Origin of the sequence: Streptomyces sp. NPDC127068, assembly GCF_042724695.1 — a bacterium.
In the GTDB taxonomy this organism is placed as follows: domain Bacteria; phylum Actinomycetota; class Actinomycetes; order Streptomycetales; family Streptomycetaceae; genus Streptomyces.
In genome coordinates this window covers 26,603-42,356 of the sequence record NZ_JBHXEN010000004.1, presented here as the reverse complement: position 1 = coordinate 42,356, position 15,754 = coordinate 26,603, and the positions used below count along the sequence as shown (strand labels likewise).

At 71.6% G+C, this 15,754-nt stretch carries 17 protein-coding genes and 3 tRNA genes; 4 read left to right on the top strand and 16 right to left on the bottom strand.

Annotated features, from left to right (window positions below):
* Positions 1 to 27: 27 nt before the first annotated feature.
* From rplA to ACFWIA_RS03255, 5 genes are all read right to left on the bottom strand, one after another.
* Positions 28 to 756: a 50S ribosomal protein L1 gene (gene rplA / locus ACFWIA_RS03275; protein WP_385493642.1), complete on the bottom strand. Its 729-nt coding sequence runs from the start codon at positions 754 to 756 to the stop codon at positions 28 to 30.
* A gap of 142 nt (positions 757 to 898) precedes the next feature.
* Positions 899 to 1,333 (bottom strand): 50S ribosomal protein L11, encoded by a 435-nt coding sequence (gene rplK, locus ACFWIA_RS03270; RefSeq protein WP_007384044.1) that lies wholly within the window; start codon positions 1,331 to 1,333, stop codon positions 899 to 901.
* A gap of 192 nt (positions 1,334 to 1,525) precedes the next feature.
* Positions 1,526 to 2,473 (bottom strand): transcription termination/antitermination protein NusG, encoded by a 948-nt coding sequence (gene nusG / locus ACFWIA_RS03265; RefSeq protein ID WP_386999918.1) that lies wholly within the window; start codon positions 2,471 to 2,473, stop codon positions 1,526 to 1,528.
* Between the two features lie 91 nt (positions 2,474 to 2,564).
* Positions 2,565 to 2,852: a preprotein translocase subunit SecE gene (secE, locus tag ACFWIA_RS03260; protein ID WP_386999916.1), complete on the bottom strand. Its 288-nt coding sequence runs from the start codon at positions 2,850 to 2,852 to the stop codon at positions 2,565 to 2,567.
* A gap of 115 nt (positions 2,853 to 2,967) precedes the next feature.
* A tRNA-Trp gene (locus tag ACFWIA_RS03255) sits at positions 2,968 to 3,040 on the bottom strand.
* Positions 3,041 to 3,266: 226 nt separating this feature from the next.
* Here ACFWIA_RS03255 and ACFWIA_RS03250 point away from each other — a divergent pair.
* Both ACFWIA_RS03250 and ACFWIA_RS03245 read left to right on the top strand, forming a co-directional pair.
* Positions 3,267 to 4,493, top strand: coding sequence for a pyridoxal phosphate-dependent aminotransferase (locus tag ACFWIA_RS03250; protein WP_386999914.1), 1,227 nt, complete (start codon positions 3,267 to 3,269; stop codon positions 4,491 to 4,493).
* Between the two features lie 179 nt (positions 4,494 to 4,672).
* On the top strand, positions 4,673 to 5,710 hold the full coding sequence (locus ACFWIA_RS03245) for an adenosine deaminase (protein ID WP_386999912.1): 1,038 nt from the start codon (positions 4,673 to 4,675) through the stop codon (positions 5,708 to 5,710).
* Positions 5,711 to 5,733: 23 nt separating this feature from the next.
* On the opposite strand, the gene ACFWIA_RS03240 is transcribed toward ACFWIA_RS03245, so the two are convergent.
* Positions 5,734 to 6,279: a TetR/AcrR family transcriptional regulator gene (locus tag ACFWIA_RS03240; protein ID WP_387000167.1), complete on the bottom strand. Its 546-nt coding sequence runs from the start codon at positions 6,277 to 6,279 to the stop codon at positions 5,734 to 5,736.
* Positions 6,280 to 6,426: 147 nt separating this feature from the next.
* On the opposite strand from ACFWIA_RS03240, the gene ACFWIA_RS03235 reads away from it, so the two are divergent.
* A complete protein-coding gene (locus ACFWIA_RS03235; RefSeq protein WP_386999910.1) occupies positions 6,427 to 7,059 on the top strand; it encodes an NAD(P)-dependent oxidoreductase in 633 nt (210 codons plus the stop codon).
* A 237-nt stretch (positions 7,060 to 7,296) separates the two neighbouring features.
* Here ACFWIA_RS03235 and ACFWIA_RS03230 read toward each other — a convergent pair whose 3' ends face one another.
* Entirely contained in the window at positions 7,297 to 9,378 is a 2,082-nt protein-coding gene (locus ACFWIA_RS03230) for a DUF6596 domain-containing protein (RefSeq protein ID WP_386999908.1), read from the bottom strand.
* A gap of 12 nt (positions 9,379 to 9,390) precedes the next feature.
* Positions 9,391 to 9,723: a YciI family protein gene (locus tag ACFWIA_RS03225; protein WP_386999906.1), complete on the bottom strand. Its 333-nt coding sequence runs from the start codon at positions 9,721 to 9,723 to the stop codon at positions 9,391 to 9,393.
* Between the two features lie 179 nt (positions 9,724 to 9,902).
* Between ACFWIA_RS03225 and ACFWIA_RS03220 the strand changes: the two genes are divergently transcribed.
* Positions 9,903 to 10,598, top strand: coding sequence for a DUF998 domain-containing protein (locus ACFWIA_RS03220; RefSeq protein ID WP_386999904.1), 696 nt, complete (start codon positions 9,903 to 9,905; stop codon positions 10,596 to 10,598).
* A 15-nt stretch (positions 10,599 to 10,613) separates the two neighbouring features.
* Here the strand turns inward: ACFWIA_RS03220 and ACFWIA_RS03215 are convergent, their stop codons facing one another.
* The 8 genes from ACFWIA_RS03215 to ACFWIA_RS03180 form a co-directional block, all read right to left on the bottom strand.
* A complete protein-coding gene (locus ACFWIA_RS03215; RefSeq protein ID WP_386999902.1) occupies positions 10,614 to 11,669 on the bottom strand; it encodes a UDP-N-acetylmuramate dehydrogenase in 1,056 nt (351 codons plus the stop codon).
* Between the two features lie 94 nt (positions 11,670 to 11,763).
* Positions 11,764 to 13,209 (bottom strand): MFS transporter, encoded by a 1,446-nt coding sequence (locus tag ACFWIA_RS03210; RefSeq protein WP_386999900.1) that lies wholly within the window; start codon positions 13,207 to 13,209, stop codon positions 11,764 to 11,766.
* Between the two features lie 161 nt (positions 13,210 to 13,370).
* A complete protein-coding gene (locus ACFWIA_RS03205) occupies positions 13,371 to 13,946 on the bottom strand; it encodes a TetR/AcrR family transcriptional regulator (protein ID WP_386999898.1) in 576 nt (191 codons plus the stop codon).
* Between the two features lie 128 nt (positions 13,947 to 14,074).
* Entirely contained in the window at positions 14,075 to 14,512 is a 438-nt protein-coding gene (locus ACFWIA_RS03200; protein WP_386999896.1) for a MaoC family dehydratase, read from the bottom strand.
* Positions 14,513 to 14,514: 2 nt separating this feature from the next.
* Positions 14,515 to 14,967 (bottom strand): MaoC family dehydratase N-terminal domain-containing protein, encoded by a 453-nt coding sequence (locus ACFWIA_RS03195; protein WP_386999894.1) that lies wholly within the window; start codon positions 14,965 to 14,967, stop codon positions 14,515 to 14,517.
* Positions 14,968 to 15,095: 128 nt separating this feature from the next.
* Complete coding sequence (gene rpmG, locus ACFWIA_RS03190) at positions 15,096 to 15,260, bottom strand: 50S ribosomal protein L33 (RefSeq protein WP_003948671.1); 165 nt, start codon at positions 15,258 to 15,260, stop codon at positions 15,096 to 15,098.
* 90 nt (positions 15,261 to 15,350) lie between these two features.
* Positions 15,351 to 15,423: transfer RNA gene (locus ACFWIA_RS03185), tRNA-Met, on the bottom strand.
* A gap of 49 nt (positions 15,424 to 15,472) precedes the next feature.
* Positions 15,473 to 15,545: transfer RNA gene (locus ACFWIA_RS03180), tRNA-Thr, on the bottom strand.
* Between the last annotated feature and the right edge of the window lie 209 nt (positions 15,546 to 15,754).

Below are 15,754 nucleotides of genomic sequence, written 5' to 3'. Positions count from 1 at the left end.
AGGTCACGCTGTCGCGTACCCGATCGCTCAGACGGCGGCCGGGTCCTCCTCGGTGAGGAGGTTGCGGGTGCGGTTGGAGTCGATCGGGACGCCGGGGCCCATCGTGGTGCTGATGACGGCCTTCTTGATGTAGCGGCCCTTCGCGGCGGACGGCTTGAGGCGGAGGATCTCCTCCAGCGCGGCGCCGTAGTTCTCCACGAGCTGGGTGTCGTCGAAGGACACCTTGCCGATGATGAAGTGGAGGTTCGAGTGCTTGTCGACGCGGAACTCGATCTTGCCGCCCTTGATCTCGGTCACGGCCTTGGCCACGTCCGGGGTCACGGTGCCGGTCTTCGGGTTCGGCATCAGACCACGCGGGCCGAGGACGCGGCCGAGACGACCGACCTTGCCCATGAGGTCCGGGGTGGCGACGACGGCGTCGAACTCGTTGAGGCGCTGGCCCTTGGAGATCTCGTCGATCAGCTCGTCGGAGCCGACGATGTCGGCGCCCGCGGCACGCGCGGCCTCGGCACGGTCACCGGTCGCGAAGACCAGGACCCGGGCGGTCTTGCCGGTGCCGTGCGGGAGGTTCACGGTGCCACGGACCATCTGGTCCGCCTTGCGGGGGTCGACGCCGAGTCGGAAGGCGACCTCGACGGTGCCGTCGAACTTGGACGTGGAGGTGTCCTTGGCGAGACGCACGGCTTCGAGCGGGGCGTAGAGCTTGTCCCGGTCGACCTTGGCGTCAGCGGCGCGGAGAGACTTGCTGCGCTTCACTTCTGCTCCTGTACAGAGTTTCGTCGGGCGGGGGTGCCGCCGGACGGGAATGGAGTCGTGGTGCGGGCCGGCGCTGGCCCTGCCACTTGGTGCAAGTGCGCACTCGCCCGCGCACGGGGCACGAGCGGGTACGGGGAGGGGGTCAGCCCTCGACCGTGACACCCATGGACCGGGCGGTGCCCGCGATGATCTTCGCGGCGGCGTCCAGGTCGTTGGCGTTGAGGTCGGGCATCTTGGTGGTGGCGATCTCGCGGACCTGCGCCTGGGTGATCTTGGCGACCTTGGTCTTGTGCGGCTCGCCGGAGCCCTTCTCCACGCCCGCGGCCTTGAGGATCATCTTCGCGGCCGGCGGGGTCTTGGTGATGAAGGTGAAGGAACGGTCTTCGTAGACCGTGATCTCCACCGGGATGACCCAACCGCGCTGCGACTCGGTCGCGGCGTTGTAGGCCTTGCAGAACTCCATGATGTTGACGCCGTGCTGGCCCAGCGCAGGGCCGACGGGCGGGGCCGGGTTAGCGGCACCGGCCTGGATCTGGAGCTTGATAAGCCCCGTGACCTTCTTCTTCTTGGGAGGCATGTGCTCTCTCCGGGTCCTAGTGAGAGGTGAGCACTCCAGCCGATCATCCGGATGGAGGCATACCGCACAACGATAACGGGTATTGCCGCGCGGATAAAAACCGACAGGTCAGAGCGGTCACCGGGTGACCGTTCTGACCTGATCGGAAGCTTGGTGGGGAATCCCGGCGCGATCTTCCGCGCCGGGAGACCGCTAGTTCTTCTGGATCTGGTCGAAGCTCAGCTCGACCGGGGTCTCGCGGCCGAAGATCTCGACGAGGCCCTTGACCTTCTTCGAGTCGGCGTTGATCTCGTTGATCGTGGCCTGGAGCGTGGCGAAGGGGCCGTCGGTGACGGTGACCGAGTCGCCCACCTCGAAGTCGAGCACCTGGACCTCGACCTTGCGCTGCGGCGCCGGGCGGCCCTCGGCGTCGGCGGCCTCGCGGGCGGCCTTCTCCTCGGCCTCCGGGGCGAGCATCTTGACGATCTCGTCCAGCGTCAGCGGGTACGGGTCGTAGGCGTTGCCGACGAAGCCGGTGACGCCGGGGGTGTTGCGGACGACGCCCCAGGACTCGTTGGTGAGGTCCATCCGGACCAGGACGTAACCGGGAAGCTTGTTCTGGCGGACGTTCTTGCGCTCGCCGTTCTTGATCTGGACGATCTCTTCCTCGGGCACTTCGGCCTGGTAGATGAACTCCTCGACGTTCAGCGAGACGGCGCGCTGCTCCAGGTTGGCCTTCACGCGCTTCTCGTAGCCCGCGTAGGTGTGGATGACGTACCACTCGCCGGGCAGGGTGCGCAGCTCCTCGCGGAGCGCGGCGACGGGGTCCACCGGCTCGGCGGCCTCGACCTCGACCTCTTCCTCGGCGTCCTCGTCGGCCTCGGCGGCGTCAGCTTCGGCGTCCTCGTCGGCCTCGGCCGTGTCGTCGCCCTCGTCGCCCTCGGTGTCGTCGTCGGCCTCGGCGTCGGTCTCGTCGGCGTCGTCAGCCTCCTCGACGTGGAGCGCGGCTTCCTCGGCAGTTTCGGCGTCAGCCTCGTCCTGGTCCGCGGCGTCCTCAGCGCTCACGGAGTCCGCGCCCTCGACGATGTCGAGCTGGTCCTCGACGGACTCCGCAGCGACCTCATCGGACTCGACGGCGTCGTTCAGGTTCGGGTCAGACACGGTGGCTGCTTCTTCCTGGTTACAGAGGGGTGGAACAACGCGAAAGGGACGCCGACGTCGGCGTCCTTCGCTTCGGGCTGTGCTTTCGGCATCAGCCGAAGATGTACTTCGCGACTCGGTCGAGACCCAAGTCGAGCACGGTGACGATGCCGATCATGATCACCACGAAGATGATCACGACGGTCGTGTACGTGGTGAGCTCGGAGCGATTCGGCCAGACGACCTTGCGCAGCTCGGCGACGATCTGGCGGTAGAAGAGCGCGAGACGGCCGAAGGGGCCCTTCTTGCCGCGCTTGCCGCCCTTACGCGTCTTCTTCTGCGTGTCCGGCGCATCGTCTTGAGCATCAGGCATGTCGATGGAGCCCACGGCGTCCGTCACTCGTCCTCACCTGATTCCCGGGTCGGCCGTGCCGCGCCCGGTTGAGCCGCACGACGGTGCATTGCGGTACGTACTTCGCATACATCCACACATCCGGAAGGGGAAGTGTGTCTTGCAGGGCCGGAGGGACTTGAACCCCCAACCGCTGGTTTTGGAGACCAGTGCTCTACCAATTGAGCTACGACCCTTTGGTTCGCCCCAACGTACCGCATCCGGACGGCCGCAGCGTGTGCGGTCGACGGGTGCGGCCGGTGTCGGCCAACGAGGAGAGAGTGTACGTGTTCCCGGGGCCGACGTCGAACAGAAAGCGTCCGGACGGCTGGTGGCCGTGCCGCCCCCGTCCGTCGCGTGCCCGGTGCCCACTGGGTGAAACCCGTGTGCCGGGCCGGTTTCCGGTCTGGAACCATGGGGCCCATGAGCGCTGCTACCTCTCCGACCGATCGCCGAGTATCCGCCCGGGTGGGCGCGATCTCCGAGTCCGCGACCCTCGCCGTCGACGCCAAGGCCAAGGCCCTCAAGGCCGCCGGCCGTCCGGTGATCGGTTTCGGTGCCGGGGAACCCGACTTCCCCACCCCGGACTACATCGTCGAAGCCGCCATCGAAGCGTGCAAGAACCCGAAGTTCCACCGCTACACCCCCGCCGGCGGGCTTCCGGAGCTGAAGGCGGCCATCGCCGCGAAGACGCTCCGCGACTCCGGCTACGAGGTCGAGGCGGCGCAGGTCCTGGTGACCAACGGCGGCAAGCAGGCGATCTACGAGGCGTTCGCCGCGATCCTCGACCCGGGCGACGAGGTCATCGTCCCGGCCCCGTACTGGACGACCTACCCCGAGTCGATCCGACTCGCCGGCGGGGTCCCGGTCGAGGTCGTCACCGACGAGACCAGCGGCTACCGGGTGACGGTCGAGCAGCTGGAGGCGGCCCGCACCGAGCGGACCAAGGTGCTGCTGTTCGTCTCGCCCTCGAACCCGACCGGCGCGGTCTACGGCGCCGAGGACACCGAGGCGATCGGCCGCTGGGCCGTCGAGCACGGGCTGTGGGTGCTCACGGACGAGATCTACGAACACCTGGTCTACGGCGACGCGACCTTCACCTCGCTGCCGACCGTGGTGCCCCAGCTGCGCGACAAGTGCATCGTCGTCAACGGGGTGGCGAAGACGTACGCCATGACCGGCTGGCGGGTGGGCTGGCTCATCGGCCCCAAGGACGTGGTCAAGGCCGCGACCAACCTCCAGTCGCACGCCACCTCCAACGTCTCCAACGTCGCCCAGGCCGCCGCGCTCGCGGCCGTGTCCGGTGACCTGACGGCGGTGGCCGAGATGCGCGAGGCGTTCGACCGGCGCCGCCAGACGATCGTGCGCATGCTCAACGAGATCGACGGCGTGCTCTGCCCGGAGCCGGAGGGCGCGTTCTACGTGTACCCGTCGGTGAAGGCGCTGATCGGCAAGGAGATCCGGGGCAAGCGCCCGCGCAGCAGTGTGGAGCTGGCCGCGCTGATCCTGGACGAGGTCGAGGTCGCGGTGGTGCCCGGCGAGGCGTTCGGCACGCCCGGGTACCTGCGGCTGTCGTACGCGCTCGGTGACGAGGACCTGGTCGAGGGCGTCTCGCGGATCCAGAAGCTCCTGGCGGAAGCCACCGACTGAGCCACCGGCCGAGCTGTCGACTGAGGCCGTCGGCTGGCGGGCGGGCCGCGCCACGCGCGGTGTGTCGCGTCACACGGAAGCGGGTTCCCACCTGATGGGGGCCCGCTTCTTCGTTCGAGCAAGCACCCGAACGGGGAAAGCCGGTGCCGGTGGGCCGCCGATTGCGGCAAGATCCTGGGATGGAGCACGTTCGAGACCTCGGCGCCCTGCCGAAGGCGCATCTGCATCTGCACTTCACGGGTTCGATGCGGCCCGGCACCCTGTTGGAGCTGGCCGACAAGTACGGGGTGCACCTGCCCGCCGCACTGTCCGGGGCCGAGCCGCCGGACCTGCGGGCCACCGACGAGCGCGGCTGGTTCCGCTTCCAACGCCTCTACGACATGGCCCGGTCCTGCCTGCGCGAACCGGAGGACATCCGGCGACTGGTGCGGGAGGCCGCCGAGGAGGACATCCGGGCCGGCTCGCGCTGGCTGGAGATCCAGGTCGACCCGACCTCGTACGCGCCCCGCCTCGGGGGGCTGATCCCCGCGCTGGAGATCATCCTCGACGCGGTGGACAGCGCGTCGCGGGACACCGGGCTCGGGATGCGGGTCCTGGTCGCCGCGAACCGGATGAAGCACCCCTTGGACGCCCGGACGCTGGCCCGGCTGGCCGTGCGCTACGCGGACCGCGGGGTCGTCGGGTTCGGGCTCTCCAACGACGAGCGCCGGGGCATGGCCCGCGACTTCGACCGGGCGTTCGCCATCGCCCGGGAGGGGGGCCTGCTGTCCGCCCCGCACGGCGGTGAGCTGACCGGCCCCGCCTCGGTGCGGGACTGCCTGGACGACCTGCACGCCGACCGGGTCGGCCACGGGGTGCGGGCCGCCGAGGACCCGAGGCTGCTGAAACGGCTCGCGGACCGGGGCGTGACCTGCGAGGTCTGCCCCACCTCCAATGTGGCGCTCGGGGTCTACGACAAGGCGGCGGACGTACCGCTGCGCACCATGTTCGACGCGGGGGTGCCGCTGGCCCTCGGCGCGGACGACCCGCTGCTGTTCGGGGCGCGGCTCAACGAGCAGTACGAGCTGGCCAGGACCGTCCACGGCTTCTCCGACCCGGAGCTCGCGGAGCTCGCCCGGCAGTCGATCCGGGCCTCGGCGGCGCCCCGGGAGGAGAAGGAGCGGCTGCTCGGGGAGGTCACCACCTGGCTGACCTCCGTTCCCGCGGTGCCCGTCTAGCGTCCGGGCCGGGGGCGCCCGGGTCAGCCGAGGCCCGCGAGCAGGGTGCGGGCCGCGGCGCGGGCGAACTCGTCCAGCGACTGCGGCGAACGGCCGGCCTCGGTGGCGTCGTAGGCGAAGGCGCGCTGGCAGCAGGCGCCCATCAGCAGCGCGGCGCCGGTGGAGGCGTCGGCCTCCGCCCGGATGCGGCCGGCGCGCTGTTCGGCGCGCAGGTAGTCCGCCAACCCCTCGATGGGCAGGTGCGGGCCGGCGCCGATCTGCCGCTGGGCGTTCTCGTGGCGCAGCTTGAGCTGGGTCTCGGCGTAGAGCGAGGCGGCGATCGGGAAGCTCTGTTCGTAGAACAGGGCGGCGACCCGGGCGATCTCGGTGAGGTTGTCCTCGACGCTGCGGGTGCCCGGGTCCCGCGCCAGGCGTTCCATCAGCGGGCCCAGCCGGGGCAGCCGCTCGCCCAGCACGGCGACGAAGAGCTCCTGCTTGCTCGCGAAGTACTTGTAGAGGGCGGCCTCGGAGCAGTCGGCGGCGCGGGCGATCTCCTTGGTGGTGGTCCGGGCCATCCCGAGCGACAGCATCAGTTCGTGCGCGGCGTCGAGGATGCGGGCCCGGGTCGGCCGCCGGGCGGTGGGGTCTTCGGTGGGCACGGGCGCTCCGCTTGACGGGTGGGTGAGTGCTTACTCATTCTATGGGTGAGTGAATGCTTACCCACCTAGGAGGGGTTCATGAGGATCACGGTGTTCGGTGCGACCGGCGGGGTCGGCCAGGAGATCGTCCGGCAAGGGCTGGCGGACGGCCACTGGGTCACCGCCGTAGTGCGGGACCCGGCCCGGCTGACCGTGACGGGGGACGGACTCGACGTGGTGCGTAGCGACCTCACCGCCCCCGAGGAGGTACGGGCGGCGGTCGCCGGCCGGGGCGCGGTGTTCTCCGCGCTCGGACCGCGCAGCCGCAAGGACGGGGACGTCACCGCCCGACTGACCCGCGCGGTGCTCACCGCGATGGCCGCCGAGGACGTCCGGCGACTGCTGGTGGTCAGCGCCTCGCCGCTCGCCGCCGCCCCGCCCGGCGAGCCGCTGTCCGACCGGCTCATGGGGGCCGTGGTGAACCGCGTCTTCCGGTACGCGTACGACGATCTGCGCCTGATGGAGGCCGCGCTCGCCGCGAGCAGCGCGGACTGGACCGCCGTCCGGCCGCCCCGGCTGCTGGACGGCCCGGTGACCGGGCGCTACCGCACCCTGGTCGGCGGGAACCCGCCGTCCGCCCGGAGCATCCGCCGTGCCGACGTCGCCCATGCCATGCTGGCGCTGATCGACGACCGGACCGTGGTCGGACGGGCGGTGGGGGTGGCCGAGTGAGGGCGACGACCGGTGCGGCCGGCCGCACCGCTGATCGCCCTGCGGACCCTGACCGAAGCGGACTTCCCCCTGCTCGGTCAGTGGCTCGCGCACCCGCACGCGGCGCGCTGGTGGAACCACGACCCGTCGCCCCAAGGGGTGGAGCGGGACTGCGGTGCGGCGGCCCGCCGGAGCCGGACCACCCGCAGGTCGATCCGCTGCACCACGTCCACCGGATCGACCGCCCCGAGCCGCCGCTCACTCCCGCGACCTGAGCTGGCGCAGGGTGTAGCCCCCGCCCGTCGGGTCGAGCGGGCGGGTGGCCCGCTTGAACAGGTACTCCGCCCGTTCGTAGGACAGCCGGGCGAGACCCGTCGTCGGGTCGGTGTCCGCCGCGGACCTGCGGCGGGCCGGGCCGGGGCGGCGGTCGGTGAGGAAGAGCGGACCGTCCCTCCGGCCGGCGAGGTGGGCCGGCAGCAGCAGGGCGGTGCCCGCACGCCAGCTCACCCAGCCGCTCCCGGTGCGGGCCCGGCGGTCGTCCAGGTCCAGTTGCTCGACGTCCAGGGCCAGTACCCGTTTCACCGCGGCGCCCGACTCGTGCAGCAGCCGCCACAGCAGGAGTTCGCGCAGCGGGGTGCCCGGCCGGGACCACAGGGCGTCCAGCCGGTCCGGGGCCAAGGGCGGGGTGCGCGGGGCGGTGCCGGTGCGACGGTCGATCCCGGACGTCACGTCCTCGCCGAGTCCGGCCCGGGCGGCGAAGGTCCGCAGCGCCGAGCGGTGCCGGTTCCAGGTGGCGGCGCTCGCCGTGCCCCACGCCGTGCCGAAGGTGCGCTCGACCGCCTCGGGGGTCAGTTCGCCGAGCGGCAGCCGGTCCCCCAGGGCGAGCCGCAGCCGGCGCAGGGTCTGCCCGTAGGAGCGGGCGGTGGCCGGGTCCAGCCCGTCCCGGGTCAGGAAGTCCCGGACGGCCCCGCCGAGCGTGGGCACCTGGGCCCCGCCGAGCGCCGACTGCCAGGACCCCGCGGCGGCCAGGACGTCCGCGCGCCGCTGGAGGAACGCCCGCTCCGCGGTGTTCCCGGTGAGGGAGGCGGCCCGTTCGAATTCGAGCCGGGCCTCGGCGGGCCGACCCAGCTTGGCCAGCAGGTCACCGCGCACGCCCGGCAGCAGGTGGTAGTCCTGGAGCCGGGGATCGGTGGCCAACTCGTCCAGCAGGGCGAGCCCCGTCGCGGGCCCGTGCGCGAAACCGACCGCGACGGCCCGGTTCAGCCGGACCACCGGGGTCGGCAGCAGCCGCACCAGGGCCTCGTACAAGGCGGCGATCCCCGCCCAGTCGGTGTCCGCCGCGGTCCTGGCCTGGGCGTGGGTGACGGCGATCGCCGCCTGGAGGACGTACGGGCCCGGGGGCGTGCCGAGGTCGCGAGCCCGGAGCATCGAGGCGAAGCCCCGACGGATCAGCAGCGGGTCCCAGCGGCCCCGGTTCTGCTCGTGCAGCGGGACCGGTTCGCCGGTGGGGCCGGTACGGGCCGCGGAGCGGGACTCCTGGATCTCCATCAGTGCGACCAGCCCGTGGACCTCCGCCTCCTCCGGGGCCAGCCCGGCGAGCAGCCGACCGAGCCGGATCGCCTCCAGGGTGAGGCCGGGGCGCAGCAGACCGTCCCCGGTGGTCGCCGCGTACCCCTCGTTGAAGACCAGGTAGACCACCTCCAGCACGGAGGCGATCCGGGCGGTGAGGTCCTCGCCCCGGGGCAGCGCGAAGGGCACCCGCCGCTCGGCGAGGGTGCGCTTGGCGTCGGCGATGCGGCGGGCGATCACGGTCTCCTTGACCAGGAACGCCCGGGCGATCTCGGCGGCGGTGAGCCCGCCGAGCAGCCGGAGGGTGAGGGCCACCCGGGCGTCCGTGCCGAGCACCGGGTGGCAGGAGATGAGCATCAGACGCAGGACGTCGTCGCCCTCCGCTTCCTCCCCGGCGGCCCCGGCCGCCACGGCCTCCGGGCGGTTCTCGTGCTCCGGGTCGGCTCCGGCGCGCTGCTCCTCGGCCTGCTCCCGGGCGAGCAGTTCCCGACCGCGTTCCCCGCGCTGCTCCCTACGGACCAGGTCGACGGCGCGGCGTTTGGCGACGGTCATCAGCCAGGCGCCCGGATTGTCCGGGACGCCGGAGACGGGCCACTGTTCGAGCGCGGACACCAGGGCGTCCTGGGCCAGTTCCTCGGCCAGACCGACGTCCCTGGTCAGTCGGGTCAGCGCGGCGACGATCCGCGCGGACTCCCGTTTCCAGACCGCGTCGACCGCGCGGCCCGGGTCCACCGGTACGTCGTCTTCCCCGGTCGACCAGGGCCCCGTCATCACGGCCCGCCGTCAGGAGGTGAAGACCTGCTGGAGGACGCTCTCCCCGTCGCCCGCTATCCGGCGGAACCGGCGGGCCAGCTCGACGGCCTCCTCCTTGTCCCGGACCTCGACCAGGGCGAAGCCGGCGACGGCCTCCTTGGCCTCGGTGAACGGGCCGTCCGTGACGGTGAGCTCACCGCCGGAGGAGATCACCCGCACCCCTTCGGGGACGAGGCCGCCGGTCGCCAGCAGGACGCCGGACGCGGTCAGTTCCTCGATGAACGCGGCCATCTCCGTCATCAGGGTGTCGAGTTCCGCACCGGCGGGGGCGTCGGACGACTTGGCCATCATCAGGTAGCGCATGGGGCTCTCTCTCCGTGTGGCTCCCGCCCGGGTTCGGCCCGGGGCGGTGAGCGGGTTCCGCTGTTCTGCCCCTACGTCGAACCGGTGATGTGACAGGGAACGCCGCCGTTCCCCGTCACATTACGCGATCGACGTGTCAGCGAACCCAGACAGCGGAACCGTTCGAGAAGAGGCGCCCCATGGCCACCACCCACGCCCCCACCCGCTCCACCCGCTCGCCCCGCGCCACCGCCGCTCCCCTTTCCTCCCCGGCCACCGGCACCCGGCGGCTGCTGCTCGCCGGTGCCCTGTCGGCACCGCTGTGGACGGTGGTCGCCCTGGGGCAGGCCGCGACCCGGGAGGGCTTCGACATCACCCGCCACCCGCTCAGCGCCCTCAGCAACGGCTCGTTGGGCTGGCTCCAGATCACGCTGTTCGTCGTCGTCGGACTGCTCGCGGCCATCGGCTCGGTGGGGGTGCGACGGGCGCTGCGGGGCACGCCGGGCGGGGTCTGGGCGCCCCGGCTGCTCTTCGCCCACGGCATCGGGCTGATCGCGGCGGGCGCCCTGGTCATGGACCCGGTGGCCGGGTTCCCGGCCGGCACCCCCGAGGACCTGACGGTGTCCCCCTCCTGGCAGAGCATCGGTCACATGGCCGCCGGTTCGTTGACGTTCTGCACGCTGATCGCGGCGAACTACGTGCTCGTCCGGCACTTCCGTCGCACCGGGGACGGTCACCGTGCCGTCGCCTCCGCCGTCGCCGGGACGGCGCTGCTGCTCGGCAACGGCTGGGCGATGGGCGGCGGCGCGGCGGGGACGCTGGCCCTGGCGGTCGGGGCGATCACGGCGATGCTGTGGGTGTCGGCGGTCACCGTCCGGCTCGCCCGCCGCGGCTGAGACGCGGGAACGGACCTAGAGCTGGACGCCGACCAGCACCGGCTCGTTGACGAGGGTGACGCCGAACGCGTCCCGGACCCCGGCGACCACCTCGCGGGCCAGCGTCAGCAGGTCCTCGGTGGTGGCCGCGCCCCGGTTGGTGAGGGCGAGGGTGTGCTTCCCGGAGATCCGGGCGGCGCCGCTCCCGTACCCCTTGGTGAAGCCGGCGCGGTCGATCAGCCAGGCCGCGGAGGTCTTGGTGCGGCCCTCGCCCGCCGGGAACGCGGGCGGGGCGGCGTCCGGGCCGAGCCGCTCGGCGACCCGCTCGCGGAAGGCGGCGAAGTCGGCCGCGTCGAGGATCGGGTTGGTGAAGAACGACCCGGCGGACCAGGTGTCGTGGTCCTCCGGGTCCAGCACCATGCCCTTGCCCGCCCGCAGTTTGAGCACGGTCTCCCGGGCCCGATCCAGCGGCACCCGGTCGCCGACCTCGACGCCGAGCACCCGGGCGGTCTCGCCGTACCGGATCGGTGCCGACAGTCCGTCCGCGTCCGCCAGGTCGAACCGGACGCGCAGGACGACGTACCGGTCCGGCTCGGCCTTGAAGCGGCTGTGCCGGTAGGAGAACCCGCACTCCTCGCCGGTGAGGACGACCGTCTCTCGGGCGCTGCGGTCGTAGGCGACGACCTCGGTGATGACGGAGGCGACCTCCTGGCCGTAGGCGCCCACGTTCTGGATCGGGGTGGCGCCGACGGAGCCGGGGATGCCGGCCAGGCACTCGATCCCGGCGTGTCCCGCTTCCACCACCCGGGCCACGGCGTCGGTCCAGACCTCGCCCGCGGCGAACTCCCACCGGGTGCCGTCCCGTTCGCAGCCGCGGGTCGCGATGCGCAGGGCGGTCCCCGCGAAGCCGCGGTCACCGATCACCAGGTTGCTGCCGCCGCCGATGAGGAGCAGCGGGGTGCCGGCGTCGTCGGCGGCGCGGACCGCGTCGACCACCTCGGCGTCCGTGGTCGCGGTGAGCAGCGTGGCGGCGGGCCCGCCGAGCCGGAACGTCGTCAGCGGGGCGAGCGGGGTGTCGTGGGTCTGGAGCACCCGACCAGACTACGGGGCCGACGGGTGCGGTCCCCGACCGATGGCCGGGGACCGCAGGGTGTCGGGCCATCGCCGACGGCCAGGGGGCAGGGGGTCAGGCCAGCACCTTGTCCTGACCGGACGGGCCGGTGGCGTCGACCGGCCCGGTCTCGTCCGGGGCCTCGGCCCGGCGGCGCGGGATGATGAGCACGGCGATCGCCGCCAGGGCCACCGCGCCGGACCCGAGCCACAGTGCGGGGACGAGTCCGTCGACGAACCGCTGCCCGCTCTCGTAGCCGCCCCGGGCGGAGAAGACCGAGGCCAGCACGGCGACGCCGAGCGCTCCGCCGAGTTCCCGCAGTGCGTTGTTGGCGCCGGAGGCGATGCCCCGCTCCTCGACGCTGACGCTGGACATCACCAGGTGGGCGGCGGGCGCGAAGTACAGGGCCATGCCGACCCCGCCGACGGTCAGTGCGGGCAGGTGCGCCGCGTAGGAGGCGTCCGGACCGACGGCGAACGCGAACAGGGCGAGTCCTACGGCCTGGAGGAAGAGTCCGGTGGCGACGACGGGACGTCCCCCGATCCGGTCGGAGAGGTACCCGGCGATCGGTGCGACGAACAGCGGCATGGCGGTCCACGGGAGCATGCGCAGGCCCGTCTCGGTCGGCGAGTAACCGGCGACCCCCTGGAAGTACTGGCTCAGCAGGAAGATGGAGCCGAACATCCCGAGGAACATCAGCAGGCTCGCCGCGTTGATGCCGGAGAACGCCCGGCTGCGGAAGAGCCGCATCGGCAGCATGGGGCGGTCGGTGCGCTGCTCGTAGCGGACGAAGGCGATGAGCAGCACCGTCCCGGCGATCAGCCCGGTGAGGACGGCCGGGTCGGTCCAGCTGTGCGAGTTGACGGTGACGAGCGCGTAGACGATCCCGAACAGGCCGAGGCTGGCGAGCAGGGTGCCGGGGACGTCGATGCGGGCGCCGGGTGCGTAGGACTCGGCCAGGCGCATCCGGGAGAGCGGCAGCAGGGCGAGGCCGATCGGGACGTTCAGCCAGAAGATCCACTGCCAGGCGACGTGTTCGGTGAGCCCGCCGCCCACCAAGGGGCCGAGCGCGACGGCGAGCCCGTTGACCGCGCCCCACACCCCGAGCGCCATGCCGCGGCGGGCCACCGGGACGGCGGCGATGAGCAGGGTCAGGGTGAGCGGCATCATGATCGCGGCGCCGATGCCCTGGACGGCCCGGGCGCCGATGAGCGAGTCGATGCCGGGGGCGAGGGCCGCGGCGGCGGAGGCTCCGGTGAAGACGGTGAGTCCGACGATGAACAGCCGGCGTCGTCCGAAGCGGTCGCCGAGTGCCGCGCCGAGCATCAGGAGCACGGCGAAGGTCAGCGTGTAGGCGCTGACGGTCCACTCCAGCTCTTCGAGCCCGCCGCCGAGGTCCTCGCGGATCGAGGGCAGTGCGGTGGTGACGACGAGGTTGTCGAGCGCCGCCATGAACCCGGCGATGCTGGTGATCACGAGCGTCCACACGGTGCCGCCGCGCCGGGCGGTCTGCTGGTCCATTGGTCTCCCCTGGTTCCTCTGTACCCATGTGTCGGTGTGGGTGTCGGTGTGGTAGTTATTGATCACTAATTTCTGCGGGCAGGGACGTGCACACCCCGCCCCGGAAGGGTGCGTGCGACGCTCCCCCGCACAGACCGCACAGACCGCGCGGCCGGTGCGGATCAGTCGGTCGGCGGCGGTTCGGAGCCGGGACCCGAGATGTGCAGGCCGTCCCAGATCCGGTGGTCGTGCGGGAACCCCATCAGGGCGACGGAGTTGATGAGCATGCCGTGCGCCATGAAGTGGGTGACGCTCTGCCCCGCGGAGTCGCCGAGCAGTGCGCTGACCGTGTCCCAGAGGTCCATCCAGCTTTCGCGGACCGCCTCGCCGAAGCCGGTCTCCCCCGCCGCCTCGGCGGCACCCACGGAGACGTAGATCTGCATCATCATGTGGAGCTGCACCGGGTCGTCCGTGATCAACTGGTAGTACTCGGCCGCCATGGCCTTGAGCGCGTCCTCGCCCTGGAACCCCTCGGCGGCGGTCTCGAAGCGGCGCTTGACGTTCGCCATGCACCGCATGGCCGCCGCGTGGAAGATCGCCTTCTTGCCGGGGAAGAGCCGGAAGAGGTACGGCTGCGAGACGCCCACCCGCTTGGCGATCGCCTCCGTGGAAGTGCCGAAGTAGCCGCCCCGCGAGAACTCGGTGACGGCCGCCGCGATGACGGCCTCGCGGCGTTCTTCTGCGCTCATCCTGACCATGGAGAGAAAGTTAGTACTCAATCACTAAGTTGGCAAGTGGGGTGCGGAGGTGGGTGCGGAACGGGGCCGGGCCGCCGTCCGGGAGGGGACGGCGGCCCGGGGTGTCCGGAGTGTCCGGGGTGTGCCGGTCAGGGCAGGCGGACGACCGCGCGGGACATGCCGAGGACCTTCAGGCCCGCGGAGGTGGCCGTGAGGTCGACGCGGACCAGGCCGTCGTCCAGCTTGGCGCCGACCTTGGCGCTGACCTCGATGGTCGCGCCCTCGTCGTCGTCGGGGACGACGACCGGCTTGGTGAAGCGGACGCCGTACTCGACGACCGCGCCCGGGTCACCGGTCCAGTCGGTGACGACCCGGACCGCCTCGGCCATGGTGAACATGCCGTGCGCGATCACGTCCGGCAGGCCCACGCCCTTGGCGAAGCGCTCGTTCCAGTGGATCGGGTTGAAGTCGCCGGAGGCACCCGCGTAGCGCACGAGGGTGGCGCGGGTCACCGTGAAGGTGGCCGCGGGCAGTTCCGTACCGACCTCGACGTCGTCGTAGGACGGTGCCGTGGTGTTCGCCGTCATCGTCACACCTCCTCGGCCGCGCGGGACACGAGCTTGGTCCAGGCGGTGACCACGTGCTCGCCGGTCCCGTCGTGGACCTCGCCCCGGATGTCCAGGATGTCGTTGCCCGCGAGGGACTTGACGCCCTCGATGGTGCTGGTGACCGTCAGCCGGTCCCCGGCCCGTACCGGCCGCCGGTAGGTGAAGCGCTGGTCACCGTGGACGACCCGGCTGTAGTCGAGGCCGAGCTGGGGGTCGGCGATGACCTGGCCGGCGGCCTTGAAGGTGATCGCGAAGACGAAGGTCGGCGGGGCGATCACGTCCGGGTGACCGAGCGCCTTCGCGGCCTCGGGGTCGACGTACGCGGGGTGCGGGTCCCCGATCGCCTCCGCGAACTCCCGGATCTTCTCCCGGCCCACCTCGTACGGTTCGGTGGGCGGGTAGCTCCGCCCCACGAAGGACTGATCGAGCGCCATGGGCGCGGCACCTCCTGGTCTTCCGTCACGCGGGCCGACCCCGTGGGCCGCACCGGTGAACCCGGGCTGGAAAACGCCGCGAGGCCGCCCCCGGAACGTGGGGACGGCCTCGCGAACGAGCCTGAAAACTATCGCGTTTCGCGATGCGCGGTGTGCGCATTGCAACGCGGGCAGTGCTTCTTCATCTCCAGTCGATCCGGGTTGTTACGCCGGTTCTTCTTGGTGATGTAGTTCCGCTCCTTGCACTCCACGCAGGCCAGCGTGATCTTCGGGCGGACGTCGGTGGCAGCCACGTGAGTGCTCCTTGACGAACGGATTGAATGGCATTAACACAGGAAAGAGTAGCCGACCGAAGGACCGACCCCGCAATCGGCTACTGTTAGTAGCGGTGACCGGACTTGAACCGGTGACACAGCGATTATGAGCCGCTTGCTCTACCGACTGAGCTACACCGCTGCGATGCGCTACGGAACCCCGCCCGAGAGCGGGGAACCTCACACACCAGAGCCCCAAAACGGAATCGAACCGTTGACCTTCTCCTTACCATGGAGACGCTCTGCCGACTGAGCTATTGGGGCGAGCGATGAAGACATTACACGGTCGCCCACCGTTCGCCCAAATCCGTTTCCCGGCGCGCGCAAGAGGGCGGACAGCCGTTTCCGCCGGGCCCGCCACCACGCCCGGAACGCGCGCCCCACCGGTCGACCGGCACCTCCCCCGCCCCCCTGCCCACCGGCTCCCCTGCTGGTCACAGCCGTGCGCGCACCGTCGCTCCGCGCTGCCGCGC

Excerpts from the sequence above, each read along its gene's own strand:
- ACFWIA_RS03230 (WP_386999908.1), bottom strand. The coding sequence starts at position 9,378 with ATGACGGGGCCCTGGTCGACCGGGGAAGACGACGTACCGGTGGACCCG.
- ACFWIA_RS03240 (WP_387000167.1), bottom strand. The coding sequence starts at position 6,279 with ATGCTGTCGCTCGGGATGGCCCGGACCACCACCAAGGAGATCGCCCGC.
- ACFWIA_RS03235 (WP_386999910.1), top strand. The coding sequence starts at position 6,427 with ATGAGGATCACGGTGTTCGGTGCGACCGGCGGGGTCGGCCAGGAGATC.
- ACFWIA_RS03245 (WP_386999912.1), top strand. The coding sequence starts at position 4,673 with ATGGAGCACGTTCGAGACCTCGGCGCCCTGCCGAAGGCGCATCTGCAT.
- ACFWIA_RS03250 (WP_386999914.1), top strand. The coding sequence starts at position 3,267 with ATGAGCGCTGCTACCTCTCCGACCGATCGCCGAGTATCCGCCCGGGTG.
- ACFWIA_RS03200 (WP_386999896.1), bottom strand. The coding sequence starts at position 14,512 with ATGACGGCGAACACCACGGCACCGTCCTACGACGACGTCGAGGTCGGT.
- ACFWIA_RS03210 (WP_386999900.1), bottom strand. The coding sequence starts at position 13,209 with ATGGACCAGCAGACCGCCCGGCGCGGCGGCACCGTGTGGACGCTCGTG.
- ACFWIA_RS03220 (WP_386999904.1), top strand. The coding sequence starts at position 9,903 with ATGGCCACCACCCACGCCCCCACCCGCTCCACCCGCTCGCCCCGCGCC.
- ACFWIA_RS03225 (WP_386999906.1), bottom strand. The coding sequence starts at position 9,723 with ATGCGCTACCTGATGATGGCCAAGTCGTCCGACGCCCCCGCCGGTGCG.
- rplK (WP_007384044.1), bottom strand. The coding sequence starts at position 1,333 with ATGCCTCCCAAGAAGAAGAAGGTCACGGGGCTTATCAAGCTCCAGATC.
- ACFWIA_RS03205 (WP_386999898.1), bottom strand. The coding sequence starts at position 13,946 with ATGGTCAGGATGAGCGCAGAAGAACGCCGCGAGGCCGTCATCGCGGCG.
- ACFWIA_RS03195 (WP_386999894.1), bottom strand. The coding sequence starts at position 14,967 with ATGGCGCTCGATCAGTCCTTCGTGGGGCGGAGCTACCCGCCCACCGAA.